Annotated in this window: 14 protein-coding genes; 9 read left to right on the top strand and 5 right to left on the bottom strand. The window is 47.6% G+C overall.

Annotated elements, in window-relative coordinates; all coding sequences use genetic code 11:
• Positions 1 to 3 precede the first annotated feature (3 nt).
• The 7 genes from HQ49_RS01325 (at position 4) to HQ49_RS01295 (ending at position 10,951) form a co-directional block, all read left to right on the top strand.
• Positions 4 to 2,151 carry a peptidylprolyl isomerase gene (locus HQ49_RS01325; protein WP_039418004.1) on the top strand — a complete coding sequence of 716 codons (2,148 nt, stop codon included), beginning with the start codon at positions 4 to 6 and terminating at the stop codon, positions 2,149 to 2,151.
• A 426-nt stretch (positions 2,152 to 2,577) separates the two neighbouring features.
• The gene (locus HQ49_RS01320; protein ID WP_039418003.1) at positions 2,578 to 3,852 is read left to right on the top strand and encodes an MgtC/SapB family protein; all 1,275 of its coding nucleotides are present in this window, start codon (positions 2,578 to 2,580) and stop codon (positions 3,850 to 3,852) included.
• Positions 3,853 to 4,289: 437 nt separating this feature from the next.
• A complete protein-coding gene (locus HQ49_RS11620; protein WP_052073408.1) occupies positions 4,290 to 4,940 on the top strand; it encodes a hypothetical protein in 651 nt (216 codons plus the stop codon).
• Between the two features lie 165 nt (positions 4,941 to 5,105).
• Positions 5,106 to 5,750 carry a pyridoxamine 5'-phosphate oxidase gene (pdxH, locus tag HQ49_RS01310; protein WP_039418002.1) on the top strand — a complete coding sequence of 215 codons (645 nt, stop codon included), beginning with the start codon at positions 5,106 to 5,108 and terminating at the stop codon, positions 5,748 to 5,750.
• A gap of 36 nt (positions 5,751 to 5,786) precedes the next feature.
• Entirely contained in the window at positions 5,787 to 6,191 is a 405-nt protein-coding gene (locus tag HQ49_RS01305) for a rhodanese-like domain-containing protein (RefSeq protein ID WP_039418001.1), read from the top strand.
• An 89-nt stretch (positions 6,192 to 6,280) separates the two neighbouring features.
• Entirely contained in the window at positions 6,281 to 8,626 is a 2,346-nt protein-coding gene (locus HQ49_RS01300; protein ID WP_039417999.1) for a GH92 family glycosyl hydrolase, read from the top strand.
• A 24-nt stretch (positions 8,627 to 8,650) separates the two neighbouring features.
• On the top strand, positions 8,651 to 10,951 hold the full coding sequence (locus tag HQ49_RS01295; RefSeq protein ID WP_039417997.1) for a GH92 family glycosyl hydrolase: 2,301 nt from the start codon (positions 8,651 to 8,653) through the stop codon (positions 10,949 to 10,951).
• A 15-nt stretch (positions 10,952 to 10,966) separates the two neighbouring features.
• Here the strand turns inward: HQ49_RS01295 and HQ49_RS01290 are convergent, their stop codons facing one another.
• Genes HQ49_RS01290 through mltG form a run of 5 tightly spaced genes read right to left on the bottom strand, consistent with a single transcriptional unit; the run spans position 10,967 to position 14,808 of the window.
• Positions 10,967 to 11,569 carry an L-threonylcarbamoyladenylate synthase gene (locus HQ49_RS01290; protein ID WP_018965999.1) on the bottom strand — a complete coding sequence of 201 codons (603 nt, stop codon included), beginning with the start codon at positions 11,567 to 11,569 and terminating at the stop codon, positions 10,967 to 10,969.
• A 6-nt stretch (positions 11,570 to 11,575) separates the two neighbouring features.
• Positions 11,576 to 12,280: a ComEA family DNA-binding protein gene (locus HQ49_RS01285; RefSeq protein WP_039417996.1), complete on the bottom strand. Its 705-nt coding sequence runs from the start codon at positions 12,278 to 12,280 to the stop codon at positions 11,576 to 11,578.
• 31 nt (positions 12,281 to 12,311) lie between these two features.
• Complete coding sequence (locus HQ49_RS01280; RefSeq protein ID WP_080745519.1) at positions 12,312 to 12,971, bottom strand: ABC transporter ATP-binding protein; 660 nt, start codon at positions 12,969 to 12,971, stop codon at positions 12,312 to 12,314.
• The gene (locus HQ49_RS01275; protein WP_039417994.1) at positions 12,968 to 13,717 is read right to left on the bottom strand and encodes a tRNA threonylcarbamoyladenosine dehydratase; all 750 of its coding nucleotides are present in this window, start codon (positions 13,715 to 13,717) and stop codon (positions 12,968 to 12,970) included. The genes HQ49_RS01280 and HQ49_RS01275 overlap by 4 nt, the downstream gene beginning before the upstream one ends.
• Positions 13,714 to 14,808, bottom strand: coding sequence for an endolytic transglycosylase MltG (gene mltG, locus HQ49_RS01270; protein WP_039417992.1), 1,095 nt, complete (start codon positions 14,806 to 14,808; stop codon positions 13,714 to 13,716). The genes HQ49_RS01275 and mltG overlap by 4 nt, the downstream gene beginning before the upstream one ends.
• A 1,194-nt stretch (positions 14,809 to 16,002) precedes the next feature.
• On the opposite strand from mltG, the gene HQ49_RS01265 reads away from it, so the two are divergent.
• Both HQ49_RS01265 and HQ49_RS11925 read left to right on the top strand, forming a co-directional pair.
• Positions 16,003 to 19,296, top strand: a complete 3,294-nt coding sequence (locus HQ49_RS01265; RefSeq protein WP_039417991.1) for a helicase-related protein — start codon at positions 16,003 to 16,005, stop codon at positions 19,294 to 19,296.
• 8 nt (positions 19,297 to 19,304) lie between these two features.
• Positions 19,305 to 21,379, top strand: a 2,075-nt coding sequence (locus HQ49_RS11925) for an Eco57I restriction-modification methylase domain-containing protein (RefSeq protein WP_039417990.1), incomplete at its 3' end; no start/stop codon positions are given.

Genomic DNA, 21,379 nt, shown 5'->3' with positions numbered 1-21,379 from the left:
AAAATGGCGACATTAGAGAAAATTAGGGGTAAAGCCGGTTTACTCATCGTAGTGGTGGGTGTGGCTCTTTTTGCCTTTATTATCGGAGACTTTCTCCGATCCGGATCTACTTTCTTCCGTCAGAGTCAAGAAGTAGTCTTGGACATTAACGGAGAGAAAATCAAAATCTACGATTATCAACAGCGTCTCAAAGTGATGGAGAAACGCGCCGAACGCAACGGAACAAAGATCACCGACGAACAGCGTGCTTCTCTGAACAATCAGCTGGCACAGCAGTATGTACAAGATTATGTACTCCGGCAGCAAGCTGAGAAGTTGGGCCTTAAGGTAAGTCCTGAGGAGTTATTGGCTTTGATTATCGGCGATGGTGTTCAGCCCTCGATGTTCGCCCAACAGTTTTTCTCTCAATTTGGCATCAATAGTTCAGACAAGGCTGCTGTGAACGATTTTCTCAATCAAATCAGCGAAAAACAGATTAAAACTCTCCCTGCCGACCAGCAAGGTTATTTGTACGAAATCCAAAGCGAGTGGCAGAACGTGGAAAAGCAAATCGCAGATACGCGTATGCAGGAAAAGTTGGGAGCCCTGCTAACCCGATCTTATGCCATTAATGATATTGACGCCAAATACGAAGCGGGAGTCCCCAGCCGCGAAATAGCCGTAGCACAAGCTCCTATATCGGTGCTTGGCGATACTTCTATTCGTGCAACAGACGAGGAGATCAAAAAATACTATAATGAGCACAAAGAGTTCTTCGTGCAGAAATATCCCTCTACCATCGTCCAATATATCAGCTCTCAAGTAGTACCGAGTGCTCAGGACATGGCTAATGCAGAAGTGGAGATGCAGAAGGTACGCACCGAGATGCAACAGCAAAGCGATATGGAAGCTCTTGCCCGCAACTATTCGGATAAGTTCGTATCTCCCTCCTTCCTGACTTCTGCCGAACTCGATCGTATGAATCTTGGTGCAAACATCACCGAATTTATCAAGACCACGACACCGGGTGAGGTTAATGTGCCGATGTTGGAGAATAACCATTATTCTTTGGTAAAATTAGTGGCTAAAAAGTCCGGCTTCGAGTCGCTCAATATAGCGGTCATTGCACTGGACTCTGCCAATCTGTCTAAGGCCGATAGCCTTTGCGATGCGCTGAATGCAGGCGGTGACTTCGCTGCTGCGGCTCGTACATTCAGTGCAGATCCCAGCTCTCGCGAAGTAGGGGGTGTATTGACATTCCCCAATCAGTTCACCCAAATGCCGGATAGTGCCATTACTGAGGCTATGGCTCAGCAGCTGCGCCTCGACACTCTTTTCAGCGTTCCGGTAAATAGAGTGATCAAAATGAATCAGGACAAGTTCGTTTTCCTGGCTAAGGCATTCAATCCCAAGCCGGCTGTAGAAAAATACAGAATTGCCTATATCGGAGTAGATGCTAACTTCTCTGATGAGACATACAATAAAAAGTTTGCGGAGCTGAACGAGATGTTGAACTCCGGCAATCCTTTCTCCAAACTCGCGGAACAGGCACGCAGCAAGGGCTTGAGTATAGAGGAAAATGCCGAAGTGACGGTATTCTCGGATCACGTAGGCAATATCCCCTCCTCTCGTGAGATCGTTAGCTGGGCTCTCAAAGCAGAGAAGGATGAGGTAAACGAAAAGATCTTCCGTTGCGGTACCGATTATTTGGTGATTGCTGCCGTAAAAGAGCAGATCCCCTCCGGCTATCGTCCTATGGACAAGATCAAAGAGCAAATTGCTAATCAGCTGCGTGTCGAAAAGCAAGGCGAGAAACTGGTGGCTGATCTGAAAGCCAAGAAATTGGACAATCTCGAAGCCTATGCTTCTGCGATGAACACAAAAATCGACACGCTTGCGGGAATCAGCTACTCTCCGCGTGGAGGTGAAGCAGCCGAATTGGCCGGATATTCCATGTCTACGCCGCTGACTAAGCTGTCCGAACCTTTTGCTGCTCGCAACTACGTGATGGTAGTAAAGCCTTTGACGCAAAATGAAAAAGCTGCCGGTCAGAGTGTAGAAGCTCAGGTAGCTCAAAAACGTCGTGCCCTCGGTCAGCAGACAGCGTACCGTGCATTCCGCAAAATGCTTGACCAGGTGCCTGTCACAGACAACCGTGCCCGTTTCTACTAAGCCATACATAGGGATGTAATACCTTATTGTATTTCTTACTGTTTGTAGCCCTGTTCCCTTTTGGGAGCAGGGCTTTTTATTTTACATGAGAAGGAATAATACTTTGTAGTCCGCATAAGAATTGATCTGGCCGGAGTCCTTTTATTTTACGAGAGTAGGGATAATACGGCCAGAAATCTGCCTTGTACTACAGTAGGAGAACCTTCCCTTTTTCATAAAGAGGGAGGAGAATAGTCTAAGGCAAAATGCCCCTTTGACGAAAAGAATTCATCCTCTCGCATTCCGGATCTGCATCATCTGAACAAGCAATGAAAGGACTCTGTCGCTCCAAATTCACACGGATTAGTGTCTGTCTTTAGGCTTCACCATGCCGTAGCATAAGGGGTTTTATATACCTTTGGAAATAATAAAATTGGATCACTCGCTATGGAACTTTGGCAATCGATACCGAAAGAGTTTATCAACTTCATGCTCGTCATACTTTTTTCTTTCAGTATGGGGATGGAGCAGCACAAGCAAAGTAAGGCCAATACGGAGAAGAGGATTTTCGGAACAGACCGCACTTTCACCTTTTTCGGGTTATTGGGCTATATCCTCCTGCTCCCATCGAAAGAGGAGATGTGGCCGTTTCTCATAGGTTTTATCGTCATTGCCTGTTTCATGATGATCTTCTATGTGATGAGAATCCGCGAAGAGGGACAGTATGGACTGACGACTGTGATGCTGGGACTTTTGGTCTATACCTTCCCCCTTGTCATAGAGCGTTGTCCTCTTTGGATAGCTCTTCTTGTTTTCGTCGTGGTTTTGATCTTTGCCGAGATCAAAAAGCCACTCCAGAACTTCAGTGCACAGGTAGGGGAGAATGAGTTTATCACGCTGGCCAAGTTCATTATCATTGCCTTTATAGTCTTACCCATGCTGCCGGATCAGGAGATTTCGGCTTTGCTTCCCGTCTCTCCTTATCGAATCTGGCTGGCCGTTGTTGTGGTTTCTGCGGTATCGTACTTCAGTTACCTGCTTCGCCGGTATATGTTTCCCAAGGCCGGTCTGATCCTTTCGGGAGTGCTCGGAGGCCTTTACAGCAGTATGGTCACAACAGTCATTTTGGCCAAGCAAAGCAAGGAGGGCAAGCACAGCCCTCGCATGTATGCCGGATCCATCATTATCGCTTCCGCCATGATGTATTTCCGCGTATATATCCTGCTCTTTATCTTCAATCAAAGCCTTGCCCTCAGCTCATGGCATTATTTCTTGCTCCTCTTCCTTGTCTCAGCTGCTGTGGGTTATCTTCTTTATAAAAAAGGGGAAAAGGCCAAAACCCTCGACATGCTTGATGCTGCCAACGATAATCCGTTGGAGTTTAAGGTCGCTTTGGTTTTTGCCATCCTTTATTTGGTTTTCTCGGCACTAACGCAATTCATGATCACGCAGTTCGGATCGGCCGGATTGACTACACTCTCCTTTATCGTCGGGTTCACGGATATTACCCCCTTCCTGCTGAACCTCTTCCAGGGGCATTATGAGATTACGTCCACGATGATCCTGATCGCCACCATGCAGGTCATGACCAGCAACAATATCCTGAAAGCCGCATACACGAAAGTGTGGAGCACGCCCGAGACCACCAAATGGACGTGGAGAGGCTTTGGCCTTATTATAGCATTGAATCTGGCCGTCATCCTCCTGCTCTATATGCTGTGATGCATCGGCCTCCTAAAACCCCGGTTTGCCCAAGCTAAAAACATGCCCCGATCAAACTATATAGTTTGGTCAAACTAAACTATATAGTTTGGTTCAACCGAACTATATACTTTGGTCGAACCAAACTATATACTTTGACAAAGCCAAACTATATACTTTGGTTTAGCCCCCTTTAGACCCTTGCTATCGGCAGCATCTACATCCCTGAAACAGAGGCTATAAGACCCCAATCGGAAACCCGCAAATAAGTGGATCCCTTCCAATGGTTTCATCTTCTTTCCTCTTGGCAAGAATCCGTTTGAGTGACAATACAAGTGCTTGGAAAAAAGTCTTTTATCTTATCTCTTGAGAAGAGATAATCTGTAGTTTTGTGCTCCGGAGTTGAGGCAAACTCAGCTCGATATAATGATTGTTCGGTTCTGATATATCCATTGAGAATGAGAAAACTCGTCTATCTGTTATTTGTTTTCCTCCTGCCATTCTCTGCTTGTCAAACCCAAAGAGGAGAAGGAAAGGGTAGAGAAGAGGCTATTATCCTGAACGACAGTGCCGTAAGGATGGCATTGCTTGGGGATTCGATCGAAGTCGTGAGAGCCATTCGACTGCTTGACGAGGCTACGGCTATCGATCCCGATTACTACATCGCGTACCGGAATAAGGCCGCTTTCTTGCGAAAGGTCGGACAGATAGAAGGTCTCTTTTCTGCTATGAAAGAGATGGAAAGGATCAGACCCCGGGATCCCTATACCAAAACGATGCTTGGAGCTTGCTATGAACGCTACTCGAAAGATATACGGCGAGCGATGCTCAAGTATGAAGAAGCGGATCGGCTATACAGGGTTATGTCCGATTCGATCACTCCCGAATCAAATACATATATTGCTTTAGTCACGAGTAGAGCAGGGAACCTGAAGCTTCTGGGGAGGCAGGCCGAAGCCGATAGCTTGTTGCAAGCTCTCTCCCAAGGCTATTCTGAGGATGAATCGATAGAAAATTTTGCCTTAGAGGAGGCAAAGATTTTGTTGGATAGACCACGTGAGGAATTGCTCGAAATGGTCTTCTCTTCCCCTGCTGTCGGTATTCCCTGATCAAGGAAAAGGCTTGCCCGATAGGAGCCGTCTGTCCCACTTGTCTATCGTAGAATAGTAGGGTGATGGACTTGTCCTTGTGGCCTGCTGTCGGTGATTCATGGCTTTTTTGGAACGACAATTCAAATGGCATAACTTTGTCCGGACAATAAAAACCACAAAAGCATGGATTTACATTTCGAAAATATCCGGCGGGAATACGACAAACGAAGCCTTTCCGCCAGCGACCTGACACCTACTCCTTTCGACCTTGTCACCAGATGGCTGCAAGATGCGGTCGAAGCCAAGACATATGAGCCTACAGCCGTTATCGTCGGGACAGCTACTCCTGACGGCCGTCCCAGTACGCGTACCGTTTTGCTGAAGGAGTTTATGAACAACGAATTTATCTTCTACAGCAACTATGAGAGTCGCAAGGGACAGCAAATGGCTGCCAATCCGCACGTCTGTCTCACATTCCTCTGGCATGAACTGGAGCGTCAGATACATGTGGAGGGGGATGTACGCATTTTGGAGCCGGAGCTTAGCGATGCTTACTTTGCCACACGCCCGTACAAAAGTCGGGTAGGGGCACGCATTTCACCACAGAGTCGTCCCATACCGGGACGTTCTTTCATCGTACAGGAGTTCATGAAAGAGTCGCTCAAATATGCCGGTCGCACTGTGCCACGTCCTGACACTTGGGGAGGCTTTGCCGTAAAACCGATACGAATAGAATTTTGGCAAGGGCGCGAAAGTCGCTTGCACGATCGCTTCCTGTACGAACTCCAGCCCGATGGTTCTTGGTCTGTTCACCGCTTAGCTCCATAATTCTTCGTCACTCAATACAAAAACTATCCCATTCGAATGAAACAAAAACTAACTCTTGCGATACTGTTTATGTCTTTCGTTTCTTTCTTTGGTTGTGCCTGCAAAAATGCAGCGCAGACAGATACCTCGGCGGACAAGTCGATCGTGAACAATGTCAATGCCGATCGCTTCCGCGAATTATTGGCTGATCCCGCCATACAATTGATCGACGTTCGTACTGCGGAAGAGTATGCCCAGGGTCATATTGCCAATGCCAAGCTATTGTCCGTCTCGGACAGTAACTTCAAGGAGCAGGCCGATCAGGAGTTGGACAAGGCTCGTCCCGTAGCCATTTACTGCCGGAGCGGAGGACGAAGTGCCAAAGCTGCCGATATTCTTTTGCGTAGAGGCTATTTTGTTTACAACCTTCTCGGCGGATACAAAGGCTATCCGTACAAGTGATTAATCGTCTGAGAACCATGGGGAAGAGCGAGCCACGAAGCAATGCCCCATGGCTCATGTTTCTTTCCTTTTATAGTTTCTCTCCGCCAATGGATTGCCCTAAGTCCTCATATATCGTTCGAATAGCAGCCATCCTCTGCTTATTTGTCGGCAGGCCTTTGTCTGCGCAGAACTATGTGGATTATGTCGATCCGCTGATCGGTACGTTAAGCTCTTTCGAATTGAGCGCGGGCAATACCTATCCGGTCATCGGTATGCCGTGGGGGATGAATAGCTGGACTCCGATGACCGGTATACCCGGTGACGGCTGGCAATATACCTATTCGGCACACAAGATTCGCGGATTCAAACAGACTCACCAACCCAGTCCGTGGATCAACGACTACGGCCAGTTCTCTCTCCTTCCTCTTACAGCACCGTCGAGGCCGTCTTCAAGTGACTCCGTGGCTCTGACTAAGTGGTGCAAGCAACTCTTTTCGGACGAACAGGCTTCGTGGTTCTCGCACAAAGCGGAGACGGCGACACCATACTATTATAGTGTCTATTTGGCCGATTACGACACACGTGTGGAGATGGCTCCGACCGAGCGGGCAGCTATCTTTCGCATACGTTATTCCGGCAATGCCGCGAGCAGCTCCGGTCGATGGCTCCGTCTCGATGCCTTTAGCGATGGTTCGGAGATTAGCGTCGTAGATCCGTACACCGTAGTGGGCATATCTCGCAAGAATAGTGGAGGTGTGCCGGCTAACTTCGCCTGTTATTTCATCTTGCAGTCCGATACTCCTATGGTCGATGTCCTGCTTCAGACAGATGCCGGCAAGACAGGCGAGGGTGCAAGGGCGTGGGCAGCCTGCTGCTTCGATTCGCAAGAGGTTACCGTTCGGGTGGCATCTTCTTTTATCAGTGCCGAGCAGGCCGAAAGAAATCTTGCAGAAGTCAAAGGGCGGAGTTTCGACCGGATCAAACTCGCCGGTCGCGAAGCTTGGAATAAGGTACTCGGACGCATACACGTAGAGGGAGGAACGGAGGACGAGCGTACTACATTCTATTCCGCCCTCTATCGCTGTCTGCTTTTTCCCCGTCGCTTCTATGAGGAGGATGCTTCCGGCAATCCTCGGCATTACAGCCCCTACAATGGAGAGGTGCTTTCCGGTTATCTTTATACCGATACCGGATTTTGGGACACTTTTCGTGCCCTTTTCCCCCTGCTCAATCTACTGTATCCCGATGAAAACATTAAAATTCAGGAAGGTCTGCTGAATGCATATCGCGAGAGCGGTTTCTTCCCCGAATGGGCCAGTCCGGGCCATCGGGATTGTATGATAGGCAACAACTCTGCTTCTGTCCTCGCCGATGCCTACCTCAAGGGCGTTCGGGTAGGAGATACCCGTACGCTGATGAACGGACTCTTGCACGCTACGAAAGCCGTCCATCCGAAAATCTCCTCCACGGGTCGTAGAGGTTGGGAGTGGTACAACTCCTTAGGCTATGTTCCGGCTGATGCAGGCATCAACGAAAGTGCTGCCCGTACGCTCGAATATGCTTATAACGATTGGTGCATCTTCCGACTTGGGCGCACATTGGGTTTGGATAGAGCTACGTTGGACACATTGGCTCATCGTTCGATGAACTATCGTCATCTGTTCGATCCGGAGACCAAACTCATGCGTGGCAGGAATCGGGATGGCAGTTTCCGAACGCCTTTTTCCCCTTTCAAATGGGGAGATGTATTCACGGAGGGCAATGCCTGGCACTACACTTGGTCGGTCTTTCATGATGTGCAGGGGCTTATCGACCTGATGGGAGGCGATCGCCTGTTCGTGTCTATGCTCGATTCCGTATTCAATACCCCTCCTATGTTCGATGAGAGCTATTACGGATTTGTCATCCACGAAATCAGAGAGATGCAGATAACGGATATGGGCAATTATGCTCATGGCAATCAGCCCATACAGCATATGATATATCTGTACAATCATGCCGGCTATCCGTGGAAAGCGCAGGAGAGACTACGCGAAGTGATAGGGCGGCTCTATCGTCCTACTCCGGACGGGTATTGTGGCGATGAGGACAACGGACAGACTTCGGCTTGGTACGTTTTCTCGGCTCTTGGATTCTATCCTGTCACTCCAGCAACGGATCAGTATGTGCTCGGCTCTCCGATTTTCTCCAAGGTAATACTCTCTTTTCCCGACGGACACAAAACGGTGTTGCATGCTCCCGCCAACAGTGCCGATACACCTTACGTTCGGTCGATCAGCGTAGATGGAAAAGAATGGACCCGCAATTACCTGACTCACGAACAGCTTCGCTCTTCTGCATCCATTCAGTGGACGATGGATGCAAAGCCCGATTATAGCCGCGGTACGAAAGAAAGCGACAGACCTTATTCCTTCTCTATAGAGCAACAGACCCACGTTAATCACAGTAATTAATCATACATTTCCCCTCTTCGGACTATGAATACGAACAAAGCATTTACGCCTCGATCTGTGCTGATGAGCCTGCTTGGCTTCTTGATTCTTACACTAAGCTCTGCCGGATGTAAAGACGATGTCCAGACGGACATATTCAAGGATCCGGTGGACTATGTGAATCCTTATATGGGCAATATCAGCCATCTGCTCGTTCCCACTTTCCCCACTGTACATTTGCCCAATAGCATGTTGCGCATGTGTCCGGCGCGGGCCGACTATACTTCTCAGTTGATGGACGGACTGCCCTTGCTGCTGACCTCCCATCGTGGAGCAAATGCGTTCCGCCTCAGTCCGTTGAATCAACTGCCGGATTCCATCCCCACAGTTGCGAGCTATACCTATGACAATGAATCGGTACATCCCTACCGCTATTCTGTTTTGCTCGATGAGGAGGATGTAGAGGTGGATTTTGCTCCTTCTTTTCGCAGTGCCATTTATCGCCTGCGCTTTAATGCCGACAGTAGCCGCCATTACCTCGTCGTTCACTCTGAGAAAGGAGAATTGACTGCCGAAGGCAATGTCATATCCGGCTATCGGTATCTTCAGGATAGTACGCGGGTATTCCTCTACATGGAGACGGAGCAGCAGCCTGCGGCCTACGCCCGCCGTTCGGAAAAGGGCGAGTACATCTGGAATAAGGGGGCGGCAACGGGCAAAACTCTCGTGCTGAACTACGATCCGGTCGGATCGGACCTTTTCCTTCGCTATGGTATTTCTTACATCAGTGTGGCACAAGCCAAAAAGAATCTTCGTCAGGAAATACAGGCTTACAATGTGGAAGTGGTCTCTAAAATGGGACGGAACGAGTGGAATAAAACTTTGGGAAAAGTTCGGATCGAAGGAGGTACGATTCCTCAGCGACAGGTATTCTACACCAGTCTTTATCGTACCTACGAACGGATGATCAATATCTCGGAGGATGGTCATTTCTACAGTGCCGAAGATCATGCTGTGCATCCGGACAGGGGCATTCCCTTCTATACGGACGATTGGGTGTGGGACACCTATCGGGCTGTACATCCGCTGCGTATTCTTTTGGAGCCGGAGATGGAATCCCACATGGTCAATTCCTACATTCGTATGGCCTTGCTGAGCCCCGAGAAATGGTTGCCTACCTTCCCCGAAGTCACGGGTGACAGTCATCGTATGAATGGCAATCATGCTATAGCCATGCTTGCCGATGCCTATGCCAAAGGTCTTACGGGATTCAATCTGAATGAGGCGTATACGGTAGCCAAAAAAGTGATGGCCGAGAAGACGTATGCACCCTGGCAGCGTATGCCCAAAGGTGCACTCGATCGTTTTTTCGATGAGAAAGGCTACTACCCTGCACTGCCACAGGGGCAAAAGGAGACAGACCCTACCATACACTCTTGGGAAAAGCGGCAGGCTGTAGCCGTTACGCTTGCTATCGCTTATGACTACTGGTGCTTGAGCCGGTTGGCGCAGTTCTCAGGGCATGAGCACGAAGCGCGCGAGTTTCTGCGTAGGAGCTACGACTACCGGCATCTTTACAATTCGGAGACGGGATTCTTCCATCCCAAAGATGAGAAAGGACGCTTCATTCAGCCTTTCGATTACGAATTTGATGGAGGTCCCGGCGCACGTGATTATTACGATGAGAACAATGCATACACTTATCGCTGGGATGTGCAGCACAATTTTCATGATTTGATTGCCCTGATGGACGGACCGGAGCAGTTCGTTCGCTTCTTGGACGAGACTTTCCGCACTCCGATGAGCACGTGGAAGTTCAACTTTTATTCCAAGCTGCCTGACCAGACAGGCAATGTAGGTCAGTTTTCCATGGCCAATGAACCGAGCCTGCATATACCTTATTTATATGTCTATGCCGGTCAGCCATGGCGAACGCAGAAGTTGATCCATGAGCTTGTAAACGAATGGTTCCGAAACGACCTGATGGGAGTCCCCGGAGACGAAGATGGAGGAGGGCTGAGTGCATTCGCTGTCTTTTCGATGATGGGGTTCTATCCCGTCACGCCGGGTTTACCGGTCTATGTGATCGGTAGTCCTTTCTTCAGTAAGATAACGATCGATCTCGGTGGCGGCAACCACCTTACGATCATCGCCAACGGTGCCGGAGCAGAAAACAAGTACATCCAAAAGGCTGTGCTCAACGGGAAAACTTTGGATAAAGCATGGTTCCAGCACAGCGACATAGCCCAAGGCGGCACGCTGGAGTTGAAGATGGGACCGCGCCCCAACAAACTATGGGGAGTCGATACGCCTCCCCCTTCTGCCGATCCCTATCCGGGCGACTGATCTGTTTCTATAACCCTAAAGCTTGCTTCCGCCTTCGCGAAGGATGGTGTAGGGCGAGGTGGTACAGTCTACTACGGTGGTCTGCTCGAACGGGATGATCCCTCCGTCGAGTACCATTTCTACCGTAAGGCCATAGCGTTCTTCGATCAGCTCGGGATCCGAAGCGTATTCGGGCGTTTCAGGATCGAGGGGGAGCGAGCCGGTCAGCAAAGGACTGCCGAGCGATTCGGCCAGAAGACGGGTCAGCGGATGAAGAGCCAGGCGGATACCTACTTGCTTCCGATTCTTGAATACCTTGGGCAGCGAACTTCCCACCGGTAGGACGAAGGTATATTTCTGCATATGATTGTCCTTCATATAGCGGAATGCCTCGTTGTCTATACGGCAGTATTCGGCTGCCATGCTCATATCCGAACACATGATCGAGAGGCTTTTGCGCCGAGGATCCACGCCTTTCAGCTCGCATATCCGCTCCACGCTCCGATTCTGGAGAGCATCGCATCCGTAGGCATATCCTACTTCGGTGGGGTAGATAATCACTTTGCCATCGCGAAGAGCCGATACGGCACGCTCCAATTCTCGTCTGTTGGGGTTGTCGGGGTAAATCTTGATGATCATATTATTTCAGTGTATATCGAAATAGGGTGAAAGTCTTATACTGTCTTCTTTTGTGAAGGTCGGTAGCTTCAGCAGTTGTACCCAGCTACCCTGCCATTGGCTGCTGCGCAGCAGCCGTTTGATCTCGTCCCGTTGCTTATAGTTGATGTAAGGATGCCGAAGGATACTATCCCCTACGACTCCTTTTAGATCGATACGATCCGGCTTGATTCCTATTTTGAACCACGGTCTTAGAGCACAAAACCGTTCATAGTCCATACCGTAAACTTCCTGTAGCTGTAGCACGGTATAGTAGCCACCAAGCTGTCGGCGGTATGATACGATGCGCCGAGCGAATGTAGGCCCTATCCCGGGTATGCGTGTGAGTGTGGCCGAGTCGGCTGCATTCAGGTCGATCACTGTACCACGGGGAAATTTGTCGGTCGATCGGGCATAGGCTTCTCTGACAGGAGGCCCCACGTAGTCTGCATCGGTGACGATGCTGTCCCGGACTTTCTTGGGGGATCGCTTTGAAGGGGAATAAGATCTGACGTAATCCTTCTTTTCCTCTTTTTCCATCGGCTGATCGGCCTGCGTTTGAACAGCTTCGGATAAGGGTGCGCTGCCACTGGCCGGCCTTGCTTTGAAGATGAATAGCCCGATGATGACCATCATCAGGAGTAGAGCGCTGATAATGCTTTCCGATTTGCCGAAGTGGAAGAAATCTTTCATCTACGTGTCGGGAGCTTGTCTTGTGGTTGGTTTATTCGGAGAAGAGCAGCCCATCGCGCATGTGGAGGATGCGGTCGGTGCCGGCTGCCAATTTCTCATCGTGGGTGACTATCAGGAAGGTCTGTCCCATCTCTCGGCACAGACGGAAGAAGAGAGCATGCAGCTCTTCCTTGTGCGTTGAGTCCAGACTGCCGCTCGGTTCATCGGCAAGGACGATGGCCGGATGGTTTACCAAAGCACGTGCCACGGCTACTCGCTGCTTCTCACCGCCGGAGAGTTCCGAAGGCTTGTGCGAGGCTCTGCCGCTGAGGTTCAGCTCGGAAAGCAGTCGTTCGGCTTCTTGCGAAGCCTCTTTTCGGCTCTTTCCGGCTATCAGAGCCGGTATCATCACGTTTTCCAGAGCTGTAAATTCGGGCAGCAACCGATGAAATTGGAAGATGAATCCCAGCCGTCTATTCCGAAATTCGGCTTGCTTCCGATTGTTCATACCCATTATATCGGTGCCGTCGATGCACAATTCTCCACTGTCTGCCCGATCGAGCGTACCCAGGATTTGCAGCAGCGTAGTCTTTCCGGCACCGCTTGTGCCGACGATGGAGACTATCTCTCCGCGATCGATGGCAATGTCTACCCCTTTCAGTACTTCCAGTGAGCCGAAACTCTTGCGAATGTTGCGAGCTTCTATAATCATTGTTCGGTCAGTTTTTCTATTACATAAGCGGCTATCCTGCAACCGAAAATAGCCGGCATATAGGATATGGTACCGGCTGTGGAGCGTTTGCAGCGTTCTCCTTCGATCTCCATCACAGAACTTTCGTCCGGCAATTCGCTGCTGAATACAACCGGCACGCCACGTGATATTCCCAGCTTGCGGAGCCGCTTGCGGACGGCACGCGCCAACGTACAGTTGTACGATCGGGCTATGTCCGCCACCTCGATAAGCGAGGCATCGCGTTTGGCTCCTGCTCCCATCGAACTGATCACCGGCAGGCCTCGCCGCTTGCTTAGGGCGATGAGGAATACTTTCGGGCTGAGCGAATCTATGGCATCGACCACAAAGTCGTATTTGGCTGCATCCAGCAGCTCCTCCATGGCCTCATCTTTTAGAAAGGAGGCAACGGGGTAGACCTTTACCCGAGGATTGATATCCAGCAGACGATCGGCCAATACCTCTACTTTAGGCCGGCCGACGGTGCTGTGCAGGGCTATGATCTGCCTGTTGATATTGGACGGATTCACTACATCGGCATCTACTAAAGTAAGTTTGCCCACTCCTGCTCGGCAGAGCATCTCTGCAGCATAGCCACCTACTCCGCCGGTGCCGACGATCAGTATATGCGAGTGACGCAGCCTGTCGGCTGCTTCCGTGCCTATGAGCAGCTCCGTCCTCTCATCCCAACTGTCGCCCATGAGGAGCTTTTCCGTCTCTTCGGTCATTTGATCCCCCTTTCATCGAGTGCTTTGCGGTAGAGAGCCGCATTGCGTTGGTGTTCGGCATAGGTGTGGGCAAAACGGTGCCGGCCGGAGAAGTCCTCCTTGGCACACATATACAGATAGCCGTGCCGATCCGCTCGGAGCACGCTGTCCATGGTCGAGGTCTTCGGTAGCCGGATCGGGCCCGGTGGCAGTCCTTTGTTTTTATAAGTGTTGTACGGAGAGTCCGTCTGCAAATGGACATGCAGGATCCTGCGGATGGAAAAATCTCCTATTGCGAACTTCACCGTCGGATCGGCCTGCAGGAGCATTCCCTCACGCAAGCGACGGATATAGAGACCGGCTATCTGCGGGTATTCATCAGCTTTGCCCGACTCTTCCTCCACGATGGATGCGATAACGGATACTTGGATCGGCGTCAGCCCCAATGAGTCGGCTAGACTCCGCCGCTCAGCTGTCCAATAGCGATCGTAGTATCTCTTCAGCCTCAGCACCAACTCTTTCGGCCTGATGTCCCAATCCACTTCGTATGTCTCAGGCAGAAAAAGACTGCGGATGGAGTGTGGATCGAATCCCAGCGAATCGCAGAAAGCGGAGTCGGCCAACAGGGAAGAAAGCTCTTCCGGCTTCATCATCAGTTTGCCCGTCATCCTTCCGATCAGATCCTCCTGTGTGCGGACGTGGCGGAGGTGAAAGCGTACGGCCGACTGTTTCCCGTGCGCCAAAGTCTCCAATATCTGCTTGGTATTCATTTGTGGAGCTATCCCGTAGCGGCCCGGGCGGAGCTTCTCTCCTAATTTATAATAGCGAGCTGCCAGATGGAAAAACGAAGGCCTTCGCAGTCGGGTATTCTGCTGGAGCTGTCGCTCTACATCGGTCAGTGTCGTAGTCGGTCGGACGTATATATAGGTATTTTCCCGGGCATTGCCGGCAGGAGACAGCAGCAGGTAAGCTCCCAGCGAGACAAGGGCAATCGGTATGAGCAGCAGTGCCGTGACCCAAAGGATGAAAGCTCTTCTGCGCGTGCGACTCCTTCTTTTTTTGTGGGAGGCGGATCTGCCGGAGATCGTTTTCTTGCGTTTTTTCTGAACCATGCCCAAAGATAAAGCATTTATCCTGCTCCGGAGTTTCTCCAAAATCGTTACGGCTCTCCGCAAATCTCAAAGCGTGCATCGCTCCATATAGGTGTAAAAGCATGCAAGGCATACCCTTTCTTTGAGCAACTTAATTGCCCTCTCTTCACATCATATGCCTTCTCTAAAATTACGTGCCAAAAAAGTTTTCAACAACGAAGCTGAGTTTAGAATCATTCCAAATAAGCATCCGAAAGGAAGTGGATTTTGAACTCTGAAAGATGAGAAATCGGACTTTGTGAAGAAAAGAACCTCTATTCAAAAGATCGAATCACGATTTATATACAAAACGTTTCCGATTTGTATATAAATCATTTTCCATTTATATATAAAACGATTTTAATAAATATATAAATCGAAAACGTTTTGTATATAAATAGCAGCCTTCTAAAACCTTTTCGTAAGGTAATAAAACGACGACACCCACCCGATTTCTTCTTGAATCGGGCGGGTGTCGTATATGTTTTGGAGACTTACAGCAGAGCTACACCTCACTATTCATCATAGGCGTATCAGCTCTTCATCCGAATACTGCGATGAGAGATGCTTGTATCAGTCCCCATGAATCGTCTCAATGGATTGTTACTAAAAGAGAAATCCGTATGCATATCTATTGCCATATAACTGTTATTCAAGCGATTATATCTGGTGTGTAAGCCCTCTCCGATATACTCTTGTATACACTTCTGCGAGTAGCCTATCGCTCTGCAAATGTAGCAAAAAAGCCCAACCCCGATGCCCCGAAATCTCTGCTGTTTATCCCATCTGTCGCACTTGACAGCAGAAAAAGCGTGTCCTTAGTGGCTGCTTTCAAAAGCTTATCATAAATTTTTCCAAGATTTCCGCTTAATATATAGAATGTCAATTCCTTAATTCCCCTAATATGTGTTTATTTCGCTTGCTATAACTTCATATCTTTGTAGGCAAAATCGCTATACAGAAATCCGAAGAGAGAAAAGATATACAGCAATTCTATCAAAGAGGAGTTTTAGCAAAGCGAGGTGCTACAGGTACAGTTCAACAAACGGTTGAGCATGGATTTTAGTCTCGCCTATATTTATGCTTGCAATCGTAGGCACGCAAGCTTCTCTACTTTTTTCAGTGTGGCAGATTTGATTGATGCAAACTCAGGGGATTTAGTGAAATAAAGGCAGTATGAGTACTAAGTTTTTCAATAACAATCATGGTAATACACTCTTCGAAAAATTTAAGGGTATTGCAGAGGGTATGCCAAATCTCCATTCTTTTTTAGCTGTAGTAGGCTATTTCCGTTCTTCGGGATACTTTAAGCTACGAAAAGAATTGGGCGATATTTCTGAGATTAAGATTCTGGTAGGAATCAATATCGATGATATTTTTCGCAAGCACAACAAGGCTTTGTTGATGTTGGCCGATGAAGAAAAAGCCAAAGAGATTTACCACAGTGGATTTAAGGAAGATATCGTCAATGCTTTGTACTCACCCGAAGTGGAAGAAGGCATTTTGCAGATGTGTGAAGACCTCGTCTCCGGACGTTTGCAAATGCGTATCCATGCTACGAAGAACCTGCATGCGAAGTTCTATCTATGTTTGCCGGAAAACCACAGTGAGCATAGTGACGGTTGGGTGATTATGGGATCTTCCAACATATCCGACTCCGGATTGGGAATCAAGCAGCCACCCCAATATGAGCTTAATGTGGCAATGAAAGACTTCGATGAGGTCAAATATTGCTCCGATGAATTTTGGGCTTTGTGGAGCGAAGCGATTCCGCTGACAGCAGAAGACATTGGCGGTTATACAACGGAAACATACTTGGGCTATCAGCCCACACCCTATGAACTATATATCAAGGTACTGATTGACACCTTTGGTGATCAAATAGAAGACGATTTTTCTATTCAGTTGCCTGATGGTGTTAAGGATTTGAAGTATCAGAAAGATGCTGTTATCCAAGGCTATCAAATGCTGATGCAGCATAATGGTTTGTTCCTTGCCGATGTGGTGGGTTTGGGAAAGACAATGATAGCCACAATGATAGCCAAACGCTTTGTGGAGGAAAATGGCAGAAATACGAATATCCTTGTAGTCTATCCTCCGGCTCTCGAAGATAACTGGAAGAATACACTGAAGCTGTTCGGCATCTACAAGAAAGCACAATTCATTACCAATGGCAGCCTCTCAAAGATCCTTGAAGGACGTGACCAATATAAGGATAAGGAAGAATTCGACTTGATTATTGTAGACGAAGCGCATGGCTTCCGTAGCGATAGCTCCGGCAAGTATGATGAATTGCAGAAGATATGTAAGTCGCCATGTGCCAATCTGGGTTTCCTCAAGAGTTTACAGAAGAAAGTGATGCTTCTTTCAGCAACTCCATTGAACAATCGCCCGGATGATTTGCTGAATCAGTTGCTGTTGTTCCAAAACAGTCAAGGCTGTACTATTGATGGTATTCCCAATCTCAAAGGCTTTTTTACCCCACTCATCTATGAGTACAAGAAGTTGATGCGTGAACGTGCTCAGCGTGATGTCACTTCCGAGGTTGATAAAATATATGAGCAGATTCGTGGTAAAGTAATCGATAAGATTACTGTCCGCCGTACCCGAAACAATATTCTCAACGATCCAGACTATAAGGCGGATATTAAATCGCAGGGTATTATATTCCCCAATATCTTACCCCCAAATGAGTTGGAGTATGAAATGGATGTTGATACAAGAGGGCGTTTCTACGAGACTCTCAAACAACTCACAGATGGTCGTTCTGAAAACAATCCCGGGGGCAAAGGACTTGACTATGCTCGTTATCGTGCCGTTGAGTTTTTGAAACCCGAATACCGTAGCAAATACAAAAATGCGGTGCACATCGGTCAAACATTAGCAGGTATCTATCGTGTGCACATGGTTAAGCGATTGGAGAGCAGCTTCTATGCTTTCAAAAGATCACTTCGCACTCTCCTCCGTATCACTACCGATATGATTAAGATGTTTGAGGAGAACAAGGTTATCATTGCCCCCGATTTGAAAGTGAAAGACCTCCAAGCAAAAAATATGGAGCTTGACCAGATTATCGAGTATGCAGTTGCAAAAGGATATGTTCGAGAGGATATTCTTTTTACCGCCGACTGCTTCGATCCCATATTTCTAAATATGCTCCATCACGACAGGGAGATATTGCAACGCCTCAATTCCGACTGGGAACAGGAGCAAGACGACCCCAAATTTGACAAGTTCCGTGAAAATCTTACTCATAAATTCTTTGACAAAGCAATAAATCCATCAGGTAAACTGGTGCTTTTCTCCGAGAGCGTAGACACTTTGAGTTATCTCTATGAAAGACTGACAAAAGAAATTGGCCGTACTGACGTCCTTATGGTAACAGCAGCTAACCGTAACCGTTTGATGCCAACCATCAAAGAAAACTTCGATGCCAATTTTGAGAACGAATCAACGAAGTACAATATAATTATAACCTCAGATGTGCTTGCCGAAGGGGTAAACCTGCATCGTTCCAATGTAATTGTCAATTACGATTCGCCATGGAATGCCACCCGCTTGATGCAGCGTATAGGTCGTGTAAACCGTATCGGATCAGTTGCTCCCAGCATTTACAACTATATGTTCTACCCCTCGCAGCAGGGAGATAAGGAAATTCAGTTGTATAAGAATGCACTTGTTAAGCTGCAAGGTTTCCACTCTGCATTTGGTGAGGATGCACAAATCTACTCCAAAGAGGAAATCGTGAAGGTGTTCAAAATGTTCGACAACAATGTCAAGGATAGTATCGACAAGAAGATCGCTCTTCTTCGGGAGGTAAGAGACGTCTATAATAGTGATCGTAAGCTTTATCACAAAATCAAAGCATTGCCAATGAAAAGCCGTGTAATGCGTGAAAAAGATAAGCATAGAGGCAAGTCCGTAATCTTTGTTTCTTCGAATGTGAAAATGGAGTTCTACTTGGCTACGTCCAAGGGAGTAGAGGCGATTGATTTCTTGGATGCTGTAAAATATCTCAAGGCAAAACCGGAAGAATTGCCTATACCATTCACCAACGAGATAGAGCACTACAAGCACGTCAATTGTGCATTGGATCAGTACACTACGGAATATGTAGAGGCTGCTGATACCTCATCTATTAATCGTGTAGATCTTGATAAGACTTCGCTTGAAGCCAATAAATTCCTACGTACCATCAAGCAGATTACGACTGATACCCAATTGAAGTTGCAATGCGATACTCTCATCAGATATATCAATGAGGGGATCTATTCCCAATTACCTCGTTATCTGAAATCTTTGTCTCGAGAGTACAAAAATGATCGCCTCAAAATGAAGCAGGAAGAGTATAAACTGCAAATGGAAATCGACAAGTTGATCGTGGGGTATCAGACAATGAACAAGGAACAACGCCACAATGCTCAAGATCTTTCCAATCCACAAATCATCATATCTGAATACTTCAAATAAGAATTATTATGGCAAACGCATATACCCCCGATGCTCTAAGAATCCTGTTTCAATCGTCATTCAACTTGGAACAATGGTATTCGTTCCTGCAAGGTTTCTTCCACGTAAGTGAATTGAAAGAAAAGCCCGAAAGGATCATCGGTGATTCAGCTGATGAGGGTTATTACCTGGGAAGCATCGATACCACTGATAGTTATCGTATAGGCTTGTTTCATTACAAAATCAAGAAAGGTTCTGTTGTCAACAAGCGTGTAGGGCTTCGCAATCTTGTCAAGTCCTTTATCAATCCAACTTGGGGGGAATTTGATGCCGCTCTTGTCGTTTTCGATGATGGCAACCACTGGCGTTTGTCATTTATCAGTGATCTCAAAGGAGACAGTACTGCTCCCAAACGATATACCTTCGTTTTTGGTGAAGCTGCGAATTGCTATAATACGGCTGTTAGTCGCTTTGTTAAGCTTCAAGGGGCAGGAGTTAGTTTCAGCACAATCAAGGAAGCCTTCTCTGTAGAAGCTCTCAACAAAGAATTCTTTGATAAGTATAGAGAGCATTACGCAGATTTTGTACAATATATTACGGGAAAGCGTTATGTGAAGCAAGGAGGGAAGTGGATTGAGAAACTGATAAGTGAGCCACATGTCCAACTGATGGCCCAATTTATAGGAGATGAAAAGCGTGTCCGAGATTACATTAAGAAACTGCTTGGGCGTATTGTCTTCCTGCACTATCTGCAACGCAAGGGGTGGCTGGGAGTCCCTGATGGTAAAAATTGGGGCGAAGGTGATACTGGGTTTATGCAACATCTCTTAGAATTTGCTACACCTGAGCAAAAAGAAAACTTTGTAGAAGTCGTCTTAGAGCCTCTATTCTATGGTGCTCTCAATACAGACCGTACAGTAGAGGGTGACCTTTTTAACACAGGTGTAAACTTCCCCGACATTGGTACTACGGTGCGCATCCCTTATCTCAATGGAGGATTATTTGAGCAGGATGAAAATGATTTACTTACCGTCAAATTTCCCAGTGAATATTTCGCACGATTGCTCGACTTCTTCTCACAATACAACTTTACCATTGATGAAAATGATCCTAATGATGCTCAAGTCGGAGTAGACCCCGAGATGCTTGGGCGTATCTTTGAGAGTCTTCTGGAGGACAATAAAGAGAAAGGAGCATACTACACGCCTAAGGAGATTGTGCAGTATATGTGTAGAGAATCACTCATCGCTTATCTACAAACAGATATAGATGAACAGAGCGAGGCTCGCCAAGCCATTGCTGATTTTGTGCGTAGCAATGATGCTAATTGCCTTCTGAAATACGAAGCCGGACAGGAGACCTATAATCTTTCCTCTATAGTATTAGAACGACTTAAGGAAGTTAAAATTTGCGACCCTGCTATTGGGTCAGGTGCTTTCCCTATGGGATTATTACGCGAACTCTACCATTGTCGTATAGCTTTGGAGGAGTTGTCTGTTACTCCCTCTGAAATCAAAAGTCAAATCATCAAAAACAACATCTATGGTGTAGATATTGAGCAAGGGGCTGTAGACATAGCTCGCCTACGCTTTTGGCTCTCTCTTGTTGTGGATGAGGATATGCCTCATCCTCTACCCAACCTCGACTACAAGATTATGCAGGGAAACTCCCTCCTTGAGAGCTACAAGGGACATGATTTGAGCAAGATATTAGATAGTTCAAATATTGTCTATCCACAAGAGGCTGAGCTATATTTACAGTTTGCCGATGATGAAAGCAGCACAAACCAAATTTTGCTGCGTCGTAAACTCGAAGCCTACTATGGTTGCCATGATAGCAAAGAAAAGCAGCACCTAAAAAATGAAATTAAAGACATTATTAATCGGCAAATCGAGAACATTAGATTAGAGAAGGGGGTACAGAGAGCTTTACATGAAGAAGTCGAGGCTAAACGAAAAAAAGTGGCAGAACAAGAAGTCTTAGATATCTCCAATATTGATATCATGGGTAATCCATACTTCTTCCTTTGGCACACTTGGTTTGACGATGTCTTCAATCGCCCCTCAGGACGCAACGGTTTCGACATTGTCATCGGTAATCCACC

Origin of the sequence: Porphyromonas gulae, from assembly GCF_000765945.1 — a bacterium.
GTDB classification, from domain to species: domain Bacteria; phylum Bacteroidota; class Bacteroidia; order Bacteroidales; family Porphyromonadaceae; genus Porphyromonas; species Porphyromonas gulae.
Note: the sequence above shows the minus strand (reverse complement) of the source record. Positions and strands in the feature narration are given on the sequence as shown.

Excerpts from the sequence above, each read along its gene's own strand:
- HQ49_RS01325 (WP_039418004.1), top strand. The coding sequence starts at position 4 with ATGGCGACATTAGAGAAAATTAGGGGTAAAGCCGGTTTACTCATCGTA.
- HQ49_RS01320 (WP_039418003.1), top strand. The coding sequence starts at position 2,578 with ATGGAACTTTGGCAATCGATACCGAAAGAGTTTATCAACTTCATGCTC.
- HQ49_RS11620 (WP_052073408.1), top strand. The coding sequence starts at position 4,290 with ATGAGAAAACTCGTCTATCTGTTATTTGTTTTCCTCCTGCCATTCTCT.
- pdxH (WP_039418002.1), top strand. The coding sequence starts at position 5,106 with ATGGATTTACATTTCGAAAATATCCGGCGGGAATACGACAAACGAAGC.
- HQ49_RS01305 (WP_039418001.1), top strand. The coding sequence starts at position 5,787 with ATGAAACAAAAACTAACTCTTGCGATACTGTTTATGTCTTTCGTTTCT.
- HQ49_RS01300 (WP_039417999.1), top strand. The coding sequence starts at position 6,281 with ATGGATTGCCCTAAGTCCTCATATATCGTTCGAATAGCAGCCATCCTC.
- HQ49_RS01295 (WP_039417997.1), top strand. The coding sequence starts at position 8,651 with ATGAATACGAACAAAGCATTTACGCCTCGATCTGTGCTGATGAGCCTG.
- HQ49_RS01290 (WP_018965999.1), bottom strand. The coding sequence starts at position 11,569 with ATGATCATCAAGATTTACCCCGACAACCCCAACAGACGAGAATTGGAG.
- HQ49_RS01285 (WP_039417996.1), bottom strand. The coding sequence starts at position 12,280 with ATGAAAGATTTCTTCCACTTCGGCAAATCGGAAAGCATTATCAGCGCT.
- HQ49_RS01280 (WP_080745519.1), bottom strand. The coding sequence starts at position 12,971 with ATGATTATAGAAGCTCGCAACATTCGCAAGAGTTTCGGCTCACTGGAA.
- HQ49_RS01275 (WP_039417994.1), bottom strand. The coding sequence starts at position 13,717 with ATGACCGAAGAGACGGAAAAGCTCCTCATGGGCGACAGTTGGGATGAG.
- mltG (WP_039417992.1), bottom strand. The coding sequence starts at position 14,808 with ATGGTTCAGAAAAAACGCAAGAAAACGATCTCCGGCAGATCCGCCTCC.
- HQ49_RS01265 (WP_039417991.1), top strand. The coding sequence starts at position 16,003 with ATGAGTACTAAGTTTTTCAATAACAATCATGGTAATACACTCTTCGAA.